This window comes from Bacillus sp. JST-5 (genome assembly GCF_057747715.1).
In genome coordinates this window covers 20,464-35,867 of record NZ_JBYLHW010000021.1, presented here as the reverse complement: position 1 = coordinate 35,867, position 15,404 = coordinate 20,464, and the positions used below count along the sequence as shown (strand labels likewise).

Genomic DNA, 15,404 nt, shown 5'->3' with positions numbered 1-15,404 from the left:
CCCTCCCAAGTAGACTCCTAAGAACATCATATCAAATGTCCTCTTTTTTTACTGTCTACCTGTAGGGGATAATACCAATTTAGACTCTTTTTTTATGGTTTTAATTTCCATAAACATAACAGTTCGATATATGTGCTTTGTCAGGATTATTTTTCATTTGTTTCTATCAATAGATTTTCAATATTTTAAATGAAGGTTTAATTTATATCGAAAATCAAAAGATCACGTTAGTTCATATACAATTTTGGTATTGAATGTCCTTTGCCTATGGGAGGTAAAGGCTTTTTTTATTGAATGAATTGAAAATATTTATAGAAAATAATAAGAGAAATACGGGTCGGCAATTTATTCTCTGGAGGTAAAAAATTTGGGAGCAGCATTGATTATCCTTTTTTTGCTTATCTTTATTAATGCATTTTTTGCAACGTCAGAAATGGCTCTTGTATCCATTAACGATAATAAAATCAAACAAATGGCTGAAGATGGTCATAAAAAAGCAGGAAAGGTACATCAACTATTATCGGAACCAAGCCGATTTCTTGTAACGAATCAAATCGGTATTACTTTTACAGGTTTATTAGCAAGTGCCTTTGCGGCAGAAAGTTTTGCACCTGCTTTGGTGCGACTCCTTATTAAATTAGGCGTTAATTTAGATGAGGCAACTTTGAAAACTATCTCCACCATAATCATCACCATTGTCCTTTCTTATTTTATTTTAGTTTTAGGCGAACTTGTGCCTAAAAGAATCGCTTTGGATAAGGCAGAATCGATTTCGTTTTTGATGGTTACCCCTATTACATGGCTGGCTAAGGTTACTCATCCCTTTGTTAAATTATTAATTTATTCTACAAATTCAATTGTACGATTATTTGGAATTGATCCAAACGCTGAAGAAGAAATAACGGAAGAAGAAATTAGATTTTTAGTTGATGTAGGACAGGAAAGAGGCACTATACAAGATTCAGAAAAAGAAATGATAAATAATATTTTCGAGTTTGATAATAAAATCGTCTCAGAAATTATGACCCATCGAACTAATATCGTTGCTATTCCAACACATTATTCGATTGTAGAAATCATAAAAGTGGTAAATGAAGAAAAATATACAAGGTTTCCAGTTTACGATGAGAATATTGACAATATTATAGGTACTTTTCATGTAAAAGATTTATTTGAATATATTGAAAAAGGTGATTTAAATACTTTTCAAATTCAAAAATTAATAAGAGAACCATATTTTGTTCTAGATTCAACTCGAATTGATCATGTTTTTCAAGACATGAAAAAAAACAAAATACACATGGCTATTGTTATAGACGAGTATGGTGGAACAGAAGGTATATTGACAATGGAGGACTTATTAGAAGAAATTGTTGGAAACATTTTTGATGAATATGATGATCAAGAAACAGATTCGGTTGATATTGTAGTAATAGATGATCAAACTTTCATAATCGCAGGTACTACGAATTTAAATGTTGTAGAAAGTGTTCTTGGAATACATTTTCCATCTGAAGATTATGATACGATTAGCGGTTTCCTAATTGGTCAGCTTGGTTATATTCCATCAACAGATGAACAGCCAACAATCGAATTTGAAAATATAATATTCACGGTAGAAGAAATGAATGAAAGAAGGATAAGGAAAGTAAAAGCGATGAAAAAGAATGATTTAAAAAAAACAAAACTTGTTAGCAATAAGGAATAAAGGTAAAGGAGTATCCATTATTATCATTTCATTACAATAAGATAAGTTAAAAAGGGTAATCGGAAAATAGTGTGGAAAATAGAAAACTAATGAAAACAGCTCGTGAAAACCTAAATCAAAATAATAGTTTGACATAGGTTTCCACGAGTCTATTGTTGTAATTAGTGAATCTTCACTTACTTTTTTCCAATTTAGACGCTATCCAGAGGTAAATGGCAATTCCACCAAAAGTTATAATTGTACTAATGATAAACTGTGCTTCGTATTGCAATGTGGTCAGTTTTAGTAAATAATCAGGAAGTGTTAACAATACTATTATAGTGATTAAAGTCCAGGATTTTGCCCAAATTGAAAAACCTATTATGAATAGTGCTGAGATTACACCGATGATTAGGCTTCCCGTATTACCAAAATGAATGACAGGAGTGTCAATGGCTCTATTTAGGTAGATTAACCCAACAAACAGAGTGATAGGCAGTATCGCTATACCAACCAATACCAACCCCTGTTTGAGAAATTGATTTGTTGTAGAAATATATTTAAAGCCTGTAAAAACAGAACCAATAAATATTGCACCAATCACAATATGTCCGATGATTTCCAAGACAGAATAGGTAAGATTGCCTTCTAATAAGTCAGGGAAAATTGTAAAAGAAAATGATCCAAGAATGATTAGGAAAATGTATTTAAACCATGTTCTATAGTCAATTACCATCTCATTAGAAACCATCTCCATATATTCTTTCGGAGATTTCCCAATAATTTTTTCAATGGATTTCCCATCTTTTTCGGCTTCGGACAAATGTGTTTCTAATTCATTCACAATTCCCTCAATTTCATCCCATTGTTTTCCACTTGAAAATAAGTAAACACGTAAGTTTTCCAAGAACTCTTGGCTCTTTTTAGAAAGTTTTAACTCATTCTTCATTGATCTCATCTCCTTTTGTATAATTTGTATCTGACGCAAAATGCAACACTTTGTTAACACTAGACTGTAAATTATTCCAGCGTTCTATAAATTTTTTCAATTCTAACTCTCCCTTTGGAGTTAGTGAATAATATTTTCTACTTGGTCCCGCTGTGGATTTCTTTAAGGTAGATTTAACTAATTCTTCTTTTTGCATCCGCAATAACAATGGATAAATTGTCCCCTCACTAAAAGAGTGGAAACCATAACTTTCAAGTTTTTTTGCCATTTCGTAACCATATGCTTCTTTATCCTTGATAATTGCGAGCAAACAGCCTTCAATGATACCCTTTAGCATTTGTGTTGTAGACAAACTTTCTCCTCCTTTCTCGCTAACTTGTAATACAAGAGTTATGCTTATAAGGTACCTTGCATTACATGATATATATGAAGAATAGCATTATTAGTCTTGTAATGCAAGGTATAATGTAAAGAAAATCCATATAGAAAAGATTCCACACGATTACGATTCACGAGGATTAATACTATATAAAAAGAAGTTTTCCATATGATAATCCGAATACCCGTTAAAAATAAATAAGATAAATTGCGAAAACAAAATGCTGAAAGGGAATGTTTCTCTCCAATGATTGGCTATACTATTTGTTGATATGGCTTAATATTAGTGAAAAAAGGAGGATGATGTATGGCTGAAGAAATGGTGAATATTACGGATAACCAAGAAGAAAATGTGAAAGTGAAAAAAGCAAAAGTTGGAGATATTATTCAAATTAAACGTGGTAAGAAAAAAGGAAAAAAGGGGAAAGTGCTTACTATACGTGATAATTCCGTAATCGTACAACTTGGTATGAATGAGAAAAAAAATGAACCTATAAAAACAGTAGTTAATCATAAAAATTATAAAATTGTAAAAGGATAATATTTAATTGGATTTCTTATGCAATTCGTAATTGATTTTATAAATAAAACGACAGAAATGATGTATCAATAATTATCATTACATAAGGGTAATAGTGAATTTAGGAAAGAAAAGGAAGGGACCCCCCTTCCTTTTATAAAACGGCAGATATCTCATTGTAAAAAGAGTCGCTTGTTTCGTAAATAGGAAAAATTACTTCACAAGTTGTTCCTTCTCCTTCTTTGCTATATATTTGTAACTTTCCGTTATGTTTTTCGATAATATTGCGGCATGTAGCTAACCCAAGACCTGTTCCTTTCTCTTTTGTTGTGAAAAATAACTTCCCAATATTCTCAAGAACGTCATGAGGGATGCCAGGTCCGTTATCTTTTATATAGATAGAAACAAAGTGTTCAGAACTACGATATGATACAGAAATTTCCCCTCCATTTTCAATGGCTTCAATTGAGTTTTTAAACAAATTGATAAAGATTTGTTTAATTTGATTTTCATCACCATATACCCAAATTGGATGATTTGGTAATTCGATTGTGAGCTTAATACTATTCATATTTGCTTTAGAACTAATTAAAGTAGTAACGTAATCTAAAGTCTTAATGATATCAAATCTTTTATATTGAATTTTCTGGGGTTTTGACAACATTAGTAATTCACTCAAAACAAGTTCAATCCGATCAATTTCTGAAAAAATTAAGTCTATATATTCTTTCTTTAATTGATTTTGCTCCTTTAATAACTGTAAAAATCCTGAAATGGATGTTAATGGATTTCTAACTTCATGAGCAATAGATGCCGATAAATTAGCGACGGTACTTAGTCTCTCATATTGCAAAGCCAAAATTTCATTTTGTAGCTTTAGCTGTTGTTCTGATTGTTTTCTTTTTGTAATATCAAATAATGTGCCAACCATCGATACAATATTACCACTTGCGTCGTAGATTAATTTAACATTAGATTCTATCCATACATATTCCCCTGTTTCTCTCCGTAGACGATATTCTAAAATAATGGAATCATTTTTTTCTCCTGCTAGTTGCATAAAAATTTTGGCTAATTCAGTACGATCTTCAGGATGGATCCAAAAGATGATGTTTTTCCCAATGCTATCATCAACCGAATAGCCCGTTAATTGTTCCCAAGCTTTATTTAGCATTGTAATTTTACCGAACTTATCAGTTTTAAAGACAACATGGTTTAAGATGTTAAAAACAAAATTTGGCGATTCTAATTGTCTACGATTCATAGTATTTGCATCGTATAGAGTAATCTCATTGAACTGAAATATTGAGCGGTCATATTTAGAAGAAAACCACCAAACAGCAGCTGCAGTGACAAAGGAGAAGGGCAAATCAATCGTTGGATCGTAGGTATAGCCACTATATCCATAAAAAATGATGTTCCAAACAGACATAACTACTATAAAGAAAATAGTACTTGTAATTCTTGCTTTATACCTTTTAAACATTGTATCACCTACGCACTAGGAGATTTTTATGTAATTGGGTAAAATCGTCGCTGTGCAGAGAAGACTTCCATTAAAATGGAAAAGGTGGTCAATGAATCATTTTTTATGGGAAATTGATCATGAAGCATGAGTGAGAAGAAGAAATGTAGTAAAACTCCATACAACAATTCTAATTTTACTATATTTTCTGATTATTTGTAATAAAAAATATAAATTTTGGAAATTTTTAAAAGAAGTTCTTTATTGAATTCCACTTTTATATTATGGTAGAACATTTCTTATATTTAATGAATTTTAATATAGGCGTGATGGAATTCAAAAAAAATTGTTGTCTTTTCATATACTATTTGTCATTTTGCAATAAGTTCATCATACATAGAATTAGGTTTATATCCATTATTTATTTAATATTAAACCCTTCAACTTTAGGAATCAATATTTTTTATTTTTCGCTCCATTCTTTTTTCCTATATTTACATGGGAAATTCTGCACAATCAATTAATGGAAATGATAGAAAAAATAGTAAATTGTATTCATTTAATAGGAAATTTCAAATTTTATAATTTATTTATAGAAGGGAATATTACGAAAATATTTCCTATTTTGAATAAGGAGGTAGGATAATTGTAATTGTTTTCTTTTATTTAATAAAAATTATTAATAAAGGAGAATTGGTAGATGATTAAAAGGAAGATATTTTCGATTGCGACAGTCCTAATACTACTGATTAGTTATGTCATCCCTATTCATCAATTTGTTTACGCATCAGAAGATTATATTACGGTAAAAGAAGCTATTGAAAATAACTCCGGTCAAGCTACTGTAAAAGGGTATATTGTAGCTCATACGATTGGAACCAATAATTACGACTTTGATGCCCCTTTTGACAATGACTATAATTTGGCTATAGCAGATTCCCCAAATGAAACTGATCCAACTAAAATCTTACCTGTACAATTACCATCAAGCTTTCGATCTAAATTTGGCTTAAGTGAGAATCCTGATAATATTGGAAAAGAGATCTTTGTTACTGGCTCACTAGAAAGTTATTTTTCAGTTCCAGGTTTAAAAAATCCAACTCAAATTAGATTTAGTGATGAAGAATTGCCTACACCAATTGAAGGATTAACAATCCCACAAATACAAGGCGAAGGGCATATCTCTCCATATAAAGATCAAGAAGTAAAAGCTGTTGAAGGAATTGTTACGTTTGTAGTTGACAATGCCAATTTTTATATGCAAAATCCTATTCCAGATGATAACGATAAAACATCCGAAGGCATTTTAGTATATAAGCCAAATCATGGTGTAAAAGTAGGGGATTATGTTTCTGTAGATGGTATCGTAAAAGAATGGGTTCTAGATGGATATGCAGAGAAACTAGAAACAGATTTATCGATGACGGAAATTAATGCACAAAATGGAAAGATTGAAGTCATTTCAGAGAATCAACCATTGCCAGATCCCATCATATTAGGAGAAGATGTTTTTCCACCAACAGAGATTATAGATAATGATAGTTTCGAAATATTTGATCCTAATGAAGACGGAATTGATTTTTATGAAAGTTTAGAAGGAATGCTTGTCGGATTAAAAAATCCAATGGTCATTGGACCTCAAAAGTACGGTGAAATTCCTGTTATCGTAGAAAAGGTAGAAGACAAGCAGTATACAGAATCAGGTGGAGTATTATTAACAGAAACGAATGCGAATCCAGAACGAATCCATATTTTAACGGATGATCGCAATTTTGTTACGAAAACAGGTGATCAATTCGAAGGAATTGTTACTGGAATTGTCACCTACACGTATAGTAATTATAAAATCTTAACTAAATCTAGTAATCTACCTCCACTAAATGAACGTGAGTATGAAGAAGATATAACCACCATTGAGAAAGATGAAGACAAGCTGACGATTGCCTCATACAATATTGAAAATTTTGATGCTGATAACGTCAATAAAACGAATAAATTAGCTAAAACTTTTCTTGAAAACTTGAAATCACCTGATATTATTGGACTCGTAGAAGTGATGGATAATAGTGGAGAAACAGACGATGGAACCACGTCAGCTTCCGAAAATTATGAATCTATCATTCAAAAAATTAAAGATTTAGGTGGACCAACTTATGGGTGGACAGATATTGCACCAGAAAACAATCAAGATGGCGGCGTTCCAGGTGGAAATATAAGAGTAGGTTTTCTATATAATACAGAACGTGTTAGCCTAGTTGAAGGGGTGAAAGGGAAAGCAACGGATGCGGTTAATTATCGCGATGGAAAACTCACATTAAATCCAGGAAGAATTGATCCAACAAACAAAGCATTTGAAAATAGTCGGAAACCTTTAGCGGCTCAATTCAATTTTAAAGGAGAAGATGTGATTGTCATTGCGAACCACTTTAATTCGAAAAGTGGGGATGAACCGTTATTTGGAAAAAATCAACCACCAACATTATCAAGTGAAGTAAAGCGTATCGAACAAGCAAAAATAGTTAACCAATTTGTTTCTAAAATTTTTGAACAAAATGAAAAGGCAAATGTTATTGTGTTAGGTGATTTAAATGATTATCAATTTTCAAAACCAATTCAAACATTAAAGGGTAAAAATTTAACAAATTTAATAGATTTTGTTCCTCATAATGATCGATACACATATATTTATCAAGGAAACTCTCAAGTTCTCGATCACATATTAGTATCAAATAAATTAGCGAAAGATGCGCAAGTAGATATTATTCATGTAAATGCTGATTATATGGATGAACATAATAGAGTAAGTGACCATGACATCGTCTTGGCGCAATTAAATTTAGCGGTGGATGATACGTTTGACTTAACTGTCATGCATGTCAATGATAGTCATGCCCATGTTGAGCAATATCCAAGACTATATACTGCTGTAAATGAAGTAAGAAATCAATACGATCATACGTTACTCCTTGATGCTGGAGATGTTTTTTCTGGAACACTATATTTTAATCAATATTTAGGATTAGCGGATCTTTATTTCATGAATGATTTAGGTTATGATGCCATGACATTTGGTAATCACGAATTTGATAAAGATTCTGCAACTCTAGCAAACTTTATTAAAGAAATGAAGTTTCCAATGGTTAGTGCAAACGTAAACGTTACTAACGATCCAATATTGAGCGATTATTTTGAAGACGAGATTCTTTCACCTGGAGAAGGTGGAAAAATATATCCAGCCATTGTAAAAGAATTCGACGGTGAAAAAGTGGGGATTTTTGGCTTAACAACAGAGGACACTGAATTTTTAGCTAGTCCAAGTGATGATATTGTGTTTGAAAATGTAATTGAAAAAGCAAAAGAAACGGTTAAGCGACTTGAACAAGTTGGAATTAACAAAATTATCGCTTTAACCCATATCGGCGATTATATGGATTTAAAGTTAGCTGATTCAGTAGATGGTATTGATGTAATCGTTGGAGGACATTCACATACAAAGATTGATTCTCCTATTGTTATTGAAAAAGAAGAGCCTACATTAATTGTTCAAGCCAATGAATATTTAAATTATTTAGGTTTATTAAATGTTTCATTTGATGAAGAAGGAACAGTTGTCGCATATAACGGACAGCTTCTTGATTTAGCGAATTATGAAGAAGATCCAACGGCTAAGGCTAAGGTTGAAGAGTTTGCCCGTCCATTAGAAGAATTAAAGAAAACGATTATTGGTTCTACCGAGGTATTTTTAAATGGTGAACGTAATGATGTCCGTACGAAAGAGACTAACCTCGGAAACATGATTGCTGATGCAATGGTTGAAAAAGCCAATGAATTTGTACCAACAACAATTGGACTCCAAAATGGTGGTGGAATTCGTGCATCAATTGAAGCTGGTGAAATTTCGTTAGGCGATGTTTTAACCGTCATGCCTTTTGCGAACCAATTAGTTACACTTGAACTTTCTGGTGCAGAAATTTGGGAAGCATTAGAACATAGTGTTGGAGAAGTTGAGAATGCACAAGGAAGATTCCTACAAGTGTCAGGTTTAAGGTTCAAATATGATATTAATCAGCCGCCAGGTCAACGAGTTTGGTTAGTAGAGGTAAAAAATGAGAATGGAACATATGAACCGATTGACTTGAATTCTTATTACAACGTAGCTACAAATGCATACATTGCTGATGGTGGAGACGGATTTGAAGTCTTCAAAAAAGCAAAAGATGAGCAACGAATCAAAGAATTGTTTATTGTAGACTATGAAGTGTTAAAATCATACATTGAAAAGAATAGCCCAATTTCACCAAAGGTAGAAGGTAGAATTATCATGGAGGCTAAAAAAGATCATTCGGATGATCCTAACAATCCTGACGATCCTAACGATCCTAACGATCCTAACGATCCTAACCCAGGTGATGGCAAGGATTCACCAAAAACTATTATTTCAAAAGTTAAAGTAGAGAATGGGATAGCTACTATACCTAATCAAGATATTGAAAAGGTTAATAAAGGGGATACATTTATCGTTGATCTAGGGGAAGAAGAATCGGTTAAAGTAATATTAACGGCCGAGCAACTTCAAATATTAAAGGCCAATAAAGTTTCATTTGTAATTAAAAATAAACATGTTACGCTTTCCATACCATTAGAAAATTTACCTGATGATAAAGAAATTATAATTGAACTTAAACGTTTAAAAGATATGGATAAGGCAGTAAGTAAAGTATATGACTTTACCATTACTGCAGATGGAGAAGTCATTAGTAAGTTTGAAAAACCAATTATTCTAGCCTTTGTTGTAGATATGAAAAAGGTGAAAAATAAAGACCATTTACATGTTTACTTCTATAATGAGAAAAAGAAGCAATGGGAGAAAATGAATGGAAGCAAATTTGAAGATGGTATGGTAAAAGCTCCGACTAACCATTTCAGTACATTTGCTGTCTTTGAGGATATTGACGAAGATAGTGAAGATCATAGCAATGTCTCTACTCCGCCAGAAGATAAGAAGCTACCGAATACAGCAACAGAGAACTACAACTTATTAGTGCTAGGGATAATACTGTTACTGGTTGCGTCAACATTACTATTTGTTCAAAAAAGACTAAAAAGAGAATAGTTACAAAATGATTTTGTGAAAGATCAGGGATTAGTCCCTGATCTTTCTTCAATTATTAATATAGGAATGTCTATTGTATTTGTTCAAAATTGCAGTTTGAATACAAATGATTTATTGATAGTTCATATGCTATAAGGACATAAAAAAGTGATTGGGATTTCCCAATCACTTTTTCCTTAACCTTTCATAATGTCATGATCTACATAACGTTCGCCGTTTAACTCGCTAATAATATTGATGGCAACTTTTGCACCATCTCCTGCTGTGATAATGGTATGCATGGAAACGCCTGCAACTGTTCCTGCTGCCCAAATACGTTCTTTATTCGTCTTTCCTTGCTGATCGACTTCAATAATGTTTTTAATTCGAGGTTCAGTTCCTGGAATGACATTTACGCCAATTTTTTCAGCTAAGTCAACTGCCATACCGGTTGCAAGGATGACATGTTTTGCTTCGTATGTATGACCACTTTCTGTTTGAATGGAAAGGGTATCATTTTTGGATTGTACATCAGTAACAGTGTCTTCAACCCATTCGGTTCCAAACTTTAAAGCTTGTTTTTTTCCTGTTTCTACAAGGTCTGGTCCACTTATTCCATCTACTCCATAATGATTATCTAACCAAGCCCGCTTTGTTACACTTTTGTTATTATCAATCACTAACGTTTTTTTACCAGCTTTACTAGCAAAAATAGCAGCACTTCCTCCAGCAGGACCTCCACCAATGATTACAATATCGTACATTATTTTCCCTCCATAAAATAAGTTTACAATTAAAATCGTATCTTGTTCGGAATAGTTTGTAAAATATATTGCTTAAAAACTCTAATTTTTCATTTGTTTTAATAGGGGAAAGAACTCAGAGAGATTCATTTGTACATAAAAAAGCTTCCGATGAACGCGGAAGCAACTATTCTAACTTTTTTAGTGGATGATGTGCAGGTCCCTCAATAACTTCACCGTCAATGGAGAATCTTGAACCGTGACATGGACAATCCCAAGTTCGATCCCCATGGTTCCACTCAAGCTCACATCCTAAATGAGAGCAAGTAGTGTCAACAATATGTAGTTTTCCTAAAGGATCTCTGTATGCACCAGCACGCTGTCCACTAATCATCACAACAGCACCTTCATCATTTTTTAAGTCATTCGGATCTTTATTGACATATTCAAGCTTCCCTTTCAATAAATGTTTAGCAACACTCGTATTAATTGAAATCAATTTTTTCAATGATGGGTCAATATCAAATCTGCTTGGAGAATATAGTTCTTGGTATGGATTATCTTGTTCCAAAATATAATCTGCTAAAAGTTTAGAAGCAACATGACTTGAAGTCATTCCCCATTTTCTATATCCAGTGGCAACGAAAATATTCCTTGATCTGGTCGTTAATGGACCGATATAAGGAATTTTATCTAGTGTTATTAAATCTTGTGCTGACCAGCGATATAGATATTCTTTTATGCCAAAAACAGATTCTGCAAAAGTTTCTAACGCTTCATAATGGAGAAGCGTATCTTTCCCTGTTCCTGTTTGATGATTTTCTCCACCAATTAATATTAGATTTTTTCCATCCATAGGTGTATAGCGGATCGAGCGGGTAGGGGAATCTGCACTTAAGTACATACCACCGGGATATTCTTTGTCTGTTGTAATAGCAATTACATAAGATCGGTCAGCATACATTCTTGCAAAATATACCCCTTTTTTATCAATAAACGGAAAATGAGAAGCAGCAATCACATAATTTCCTGTTATACGGATTCCTTCTCGTGTAATAACCGATGGACGGTCACCTTCCTCAATACTAGCCGCAGTTGTATTTTCAAAAATTAGTACACCCTTATTTGTAAGGTACTCTGTCAAATGCTTCAAATATTTTAATGGATGAAATTGTGCCTGATTTTTCATAACAATGGCGTTTTCAATCGGTATATTAAATGGAATGGATTCTACTAGATCTCCTTCAATCCCTAGTCGTTGGTAGGCTGCCCATTCATTTTCTATTTTGTTTCTATATTCATCTGTTGTACTGTACAAAAAGGCATCTTGCTCACTGAAATCACAGTCAATTCCATGTTTTTGTACAATTTCTTTAACGAATTGCAATGCTTCGCGATTAGCTTCGTAATACAATTTTGTTTTTTCTTCTCCAAAGTTTTGAATGAATTCATCATAAATAAGACCGTGTTGAGCAGTAACTTTCGCTGTTGTATGACCAGTTGTACCGTTTAATATCACTCCTGCGTCAATTAAAGCAATTCTTAAATTTTCACTTAATAGACGGTATGCAGTTGTGATTCCTGTAATTCCTCCACCTACGATGACAACATCTACTTCCAAGTTTTTATCGAGCTTTGGGAATTTCGGTAAATCCATATCTCTCCAATATGGTTCTGGGTATTGCGGCATTTTTTGAAAATGAGTACTCATTTCTCTTCCTCCTGAAACTTAATTTATTATATTTTTTTCCAATGGAAACGTTTTTACACAATTAAAGAAAGGATTTTTGGTAAATAAAGAATTGAGAAAAATTAATCGGGGCATCAGGTATGGTAGAAAAGAAAGTAAGATTGTAAGGTAGGAATGATCGATAAATAATAAAAATTTTCTACAAATTTAAAAAATATTTATATTTACAATTGCTAATTCAAAGAGTTTTTTATATAATTTAAAAAACTAATCAGTCAGTTTTTTTATAAGTGTAAAAGGTGGTCATTATGTCTCCAAAAATTTCAGAGGAAGCAAAGGAAGAACGTAAACAATTATTACTCCATGCGGCTTTAGAATGCTTTGCAAAAAATGGTTATTACGCAACTTCTGTTGATGACATTGTTGCATTCGCAAATTTAAGTAAAGGATCATTTTATAATTATTTTTCTAGTAAAGAAGAATTATTTATATCTTTATTAGAAGCTCAAACTACACTTTCTCTTTATAGATTAAAAGAAAAATTGTTAAAAATGGAAACAGCAGTTGAGAAATTAAAATATATTATCCGTCTTGATTTACCGTTTAACGAACTTAAGAAGAAAATGATGAGAGTACAACTCGAGTTTTGGATGTATTCAACAGGTCATCCTGAAATTAAAAAAATACTGACTGACCGTTATGAAATCGTATTAACAATTGTTAAAGATATCATTGAAATGGGAATTGAAACCGGTGAATTTAGAAAGAACTTGGATTCAGAGAAAGCAGCTTCTATGTTTTGGGCATTACATGATGGGATTTGGATTCATTCAATCGTATTAGATGAAAAGACATTGATTGAAAGTAAAATTATAGAGATGGAAAAGACATTGTTAAAATATTTATGTGAATAGAAGAGGCTTTCCCTTATTTATATAATAAATAAACTGACTAGTCATTTTAATTAGAGTAAGAGGGGATTAGGGATGAAAATATTAATATTGGGAGGTACTAGATTTATTGGTTCATATGTTACAAGCCAATTAGTCGAAAAGGGGCATGAGGTTTACTTATTCCATCGCGGTCAGACGAATTTAAATATTCCAGATGGGGTCCATCATATATATGGGGACAGAAAAGAGTTAGAACGTTTCGAGCCTCAATTTGATGAGATACAACCAGATGTGGTACTCGATATGTTCCCATATACAGAAGAAGATGCAAAACGTGTTGTCAATGTTTTTTCGAATAAAACAAATAGGTTAGTTGCGATTAGTAGTGCAGATGTGTATTTAGCCTTTGGGAATTTGATTGAATTGGAAAAGGGGGAAGAAATTATAAAAACACCATTGACAGAAGAATCACCATTAAGAAAAACCTTATACCCTTATCGTGGAAAAGCGAATAAAGGAGACATGATGTACGATTACGATAAGATTTTAGTCGAAAATGTCTACCGAAATAATTCGTATATTCCTGCAACAATCTTGCGCTTACCAATGGTTCATGGACCGCTTGACCGTCAATACCGCCCATTTCCATATTTAAAAAGAATGATTGATGGACGATCACATATTGTGTTGGATAAAGATGTTGCTAAATGGATTACATGTCGAGGGTATGTTGAGAATGTTGCCCATGCTATTGTTTTAGCGATTACGAACGATTTAGCAGCTAATCAAACATATAACGTATCAGATCAGGTTTGTTTAACAGAAGAAGAATGGGTGAAAGAAATACAAAAAGCCTATAAGAAGTGGGATGGATCTATAATTATTGATGGAAGTGGCGCTGTCCGTCCCTCAGGTATGAATGCAAAACAACATATTTATATGTCTTCTGAAAAAATACGAAAAGAGTTAGGTTATAAAGAAATTGTAAGCTTTGAAGATGGTATGGAACGTACAATTAACTGGATCTTAAATAATATGCCAAATTTGCAGTATGAAAATGAGTATGCAATAGAAGATAAAATTATTGAAAAAAGTGGGGATTTATCGTGATTACCATTAAACGATTAACCGAATGTACGATTGAGCAAGGTGTTTTAGCTTGGAATAGAGGATTTGAAGGATATTTTTTTGATGCGACTACTACTCCAGAACGGTTTGTTACAAGAATGGCTATGGAGGGATTATCTCCCGACTTATCAATCGTTGCTTTTGATGGTGATGAACCGATAGGAATTGTTAAAAGCGGTGTACGGAATATTAATGGTCAGAAAGTATCATGGAATGGTGGGACGGGTGTTGCGAAAAATTATCGAAGTAAAGGTATCGGGAAGTTATTAATTGAAAAAAGTTTATCGATTTACATAGAAGAAGGTGTAGAGATTGCAACATTAGAAGCTATCAGTCAAAATGAGGCTGCGATAAGATTATACGAGAGATTTGGTTATGAAATTACGGACCATCTTGAAATGTTATCGCTAAACGGTTCTTCCAACAAGAAGGTTCATCAAATGCCAAAATACGAAGTAATAAAAACAATTCCTCAAGAAGTAGGCGAAATTTCTTTTTATAAAGCAATGAATCCATGGCAAACACATTGGAGAAGTGCTCGGGACAGTGAAGCAATGATAGCTTTGGATGAATGTGGTGAAATCATAGGTTATGCCTACTTTAAAAGAGTGTTTAATGACGATTATAAGCATATCGCAACAAGTGTTTTCCAATGTGAAGCAAATCCGTTGAGACAAGATGCCAAAGAAATTATAGAGTTTCTATTATCCTGTATATACTTTGATTTTTCTGATGATATAAGGAGAACAGTTTTAAATGTACCTACTAACCTAAGTAAGTTAACTTATCAAGTATTAAAAGATATTGGTTTTGAAACGACTGTTCAACAAGTTTATATGATTAAAGAAATGAAATAAAA

General features: G+C 32.7%; 11 protein-coding genes. 6 read left to right on the top strand and 5 right to left on the bottom strand.

Features of this window, described 5'->3' with window-relative positions; translation table 11 throughout:
• Positions 1 to 367: 367 nt before the first annotated feature.
• Positions 368 to 1,708: a hemolysin family protein gene (locus AC3ASS_RS06435; protein ID WP_488282695.1), complete on the top strand. Its 1,341-nt coding sequence runs from the start codon at positions 368 to 370 to the stop codon at positions 1,706 to 1,708.
• Between the two features lie 172 nt (positions 1,709 to 1,880).
• Here AC3ASS_RS06435 and AC3ASS_RS06430 read toward each other — a convergent pair whose 3' ends face one another.
• Both AC3ASS_RS06430 and AC3ASS_RS06425 read right to left on the bottom strand, forming a co-directional pair.
• Positions 1,881 to 2,636 (bottom strand): HAAS domain-containing protein, encoded by a 756-nt coding sequence (locus AC3ASS_RS06430; protein ID WP_488282694.1) that lies wholly within the window; start codon positions 2,634 to 2,636, stop codon positions 1,881 to 1,883.
• Positions 2,626 to 2,973, bottom strand: coding sequence for a PadR family transcriptional regulator (locus AC3ASS_RS06425; RefSeq protein WP_488282698.1), 348 nt, complete (start codon positions 2,971 to 2,973; stop codon positions 2,626 to 2,628). Before AC3ASS_RS06425 ends, AC3ASS_RS06430 begins: the two co-directional genes overlap by 11 nt.
• Positions 2,974 to 3,321: 348 nt before the next feature.
• On the opposite strand from AC3ASS_RS06425, the gene AC3ASS_RS06420 reads away from it, so the two are divergent.
• A complete protein-coding gene (locus AC3ASS_RS06420) occupies positions 3,322 to 3,555 on the top strand; it encodes a DUF2187 family protein (protein ID WP_488282693.1) in 234 nt (77 codons plus the stop codon).
• A gap of 133 nt (positions 3,556 to 3,688) precedes the next feature.
• Here the strand turns inward: AC3ASS_RS06420 and AC3ASS_RS06415 are convergent, their stop codons facing one another.
• Positions 3,689 to 5,020: an ATP-binding protein gene (locus AC3ASS_RS06415; RefSeq protein ID WP_488282692.1), complete on the bottom strand. Its 1,332-nt coding sequence runs from the start codon at positions 5,018 to 5,020 to the stop codon at positions 3,689 to 3,691.
• 679 nt (positions 5,021 to 5,699) lie between these two features.
• Between AC3ASS_RS06415 and AC3ASS_RS06410 the strand changes: the two genes are divergently transcribed.
• Positions 5,700 to 10,112, top strand: a complete 4,413-nt coding sequence (locus AC3ASS_RS06410; RefSeq protein ID WP_488282691.1) for a 5'-nucleotidase C-terminal domain-containing protein — start codon at positions 5,700 to 5,702, stop codon at positions 10,110 to 10,112.
• A gap of 176 nt (positions 10,113 to 10,288) precedes the next feature.
• Here AC3ASS_RS06410 and AC3ASS_RS06405 read toward each other — a convergent pair whose 3' ends face one another.
• Both AC3ASS_RS06405 and AC3ASS_RS06400 read right to left on the bottom strand, forming a co-directional pair.
• Positions 10,289 to 10,855: an FAD-dependent oxidoreductase gene (locus tag AC3ASS_RS06405; RefSeq protein WP_488282690.1), complete on the bottom strand. Its 567-nt coding sequence runs from the start codon at positions 10,853 to 10,855 to the stop codon at positions 10,289 to 10,291.
• A 166-nt stretch (positions 10,856 to 11,021) separates the two neighbouring features.
• Entirely contained in the window at positions 11,022 to 12,545 is a 1,524-nt protein-coding gene (locus tag AC3ASS_RS06400; protein WP_488282689.1) for an FAD-dependent oxidoreductase, read from the bottom strand.
• A gap of 287 nt (positions 12,546 to 12,832) precedes the next feature.
• Between AC3ASS_RS06400 and AC3ASS_RS06395 the strand changes: the two genes are divergently transcribed.
• The 3 genes from AC3ASS_RS06395 (at position 12,833) to AC3ASS_RS06385 (ending at position 15,402) form a co-directional block, all read left to right on the top strand.
• Complete coding sequence (locus AC3ASS_RS06395; protein ID WP_488282688.1) at positions 12,833 to 13,438, top strand: TetR/AcrR family transcriptional regulator; 606 nt, start codon at positions 12,833 to 12,835, stop codon at positions 13,436 to 13,438.
• A gap of 72 nt (positions 13,439 to 13,510) precedes the next feature.
• A complete protein-coding gene (locus tag AC3ASS_RS06390; protein ID WP_488282687.1) occupies positions 13,511 to 14,527 on the top strand; it encodes an NAD-dependent epimerase/dehydratase family protein in 1,017 nt (338 codons plus the stop codon).
• Positions 14,524 to 15,402, top strand: a complete 879-nt coding sequence (locus AC3ASS_RS06385) for a GNAT family N-acetyltransferase (RefSeq protein WP_488282686.1) — start codon at positions 14,524 to 14,526, stop codon at positions 15,400 to 15,402. Before AC3ASS_RS06390 ends, AC3ASS_RS06385 begins: the two co-directional genes overlap by 4 nt.
• Positions 15,403 to 15,404 lie beyond the last annotated feature (2 nt).

What these genes read in the sequence shown, in the direction of transcription:
- AC3ASS_RS06425 (WP_488282698.1), bottom strand. Translation starts at nt 2,973, where the DNA reads ATGCTAAAGGGTATCATTGAAGGCTGTTTGCTCGCAATTATCAAGGAT.
- AC3ASS_RS06395 (WP_488282688.1), top strand. Translation starts at nt 12,833, where the DNA reads ATGTCTCCAAAAATTTCAGAGGAAGCAAAGGAAGAACGTAAACAATTA.
- AC3ASS_RS06390 (WP_488282687.1), top strand. Translation starts at nt 13,511, where the DNA reads ATGAAAATATTAATATTGGGAGGTACTAGATTTATTGGTTCATATGTT.
- AC3ASS_RS06415 (WP_488282692.1), bottom strand. Translation starts at nt 5,020, where the DNA reads ATGTTTAAAAGGTATAAAGCAAGAATTACAAGTACTATTTTCTTTATA.
- AC3ASS_RS06420 (WP_488282693.1), top strand. Translation starts at nt 3,322, where the DNA reads ATGGCTGAAGAAATGGTGAATATTACGGATAACCAAGAAGAAAATGTG.
- AC3ASS_RS06430 (WP_488282694.1), bottom strand. Translation starts at nt 2,636, where the DNA reads ATGAAGAATGAGTTAAAACTTTCTAAAAAGAGCCAAGAGTTCTTGGAA.
- AC3ASS_RS06410 (WP_488282691.1), top strand. Translation starts at nt 5,700, where the DNA reads ATGATTAAAAGGAAGATATTTTCGATTGCGACAGTCCTAATACTACTG.
- AC3ASS_RS06405 (WP_488282690.1), bottom strand. Translation starts at nt 10,855, where the DNA reads ATGTACGATATTGTAATCATTGGTGGAGGTCCTGCTGGAGGAAGTGCT.
- AC3ASS_RS06400 (WP_488282689.1), bottom strand. Translation starts at nt 12,545, where the DNA reads ATGAGTACTCATTTTCAAAAAATGCCGCAATACCCAGAACCATATTGG.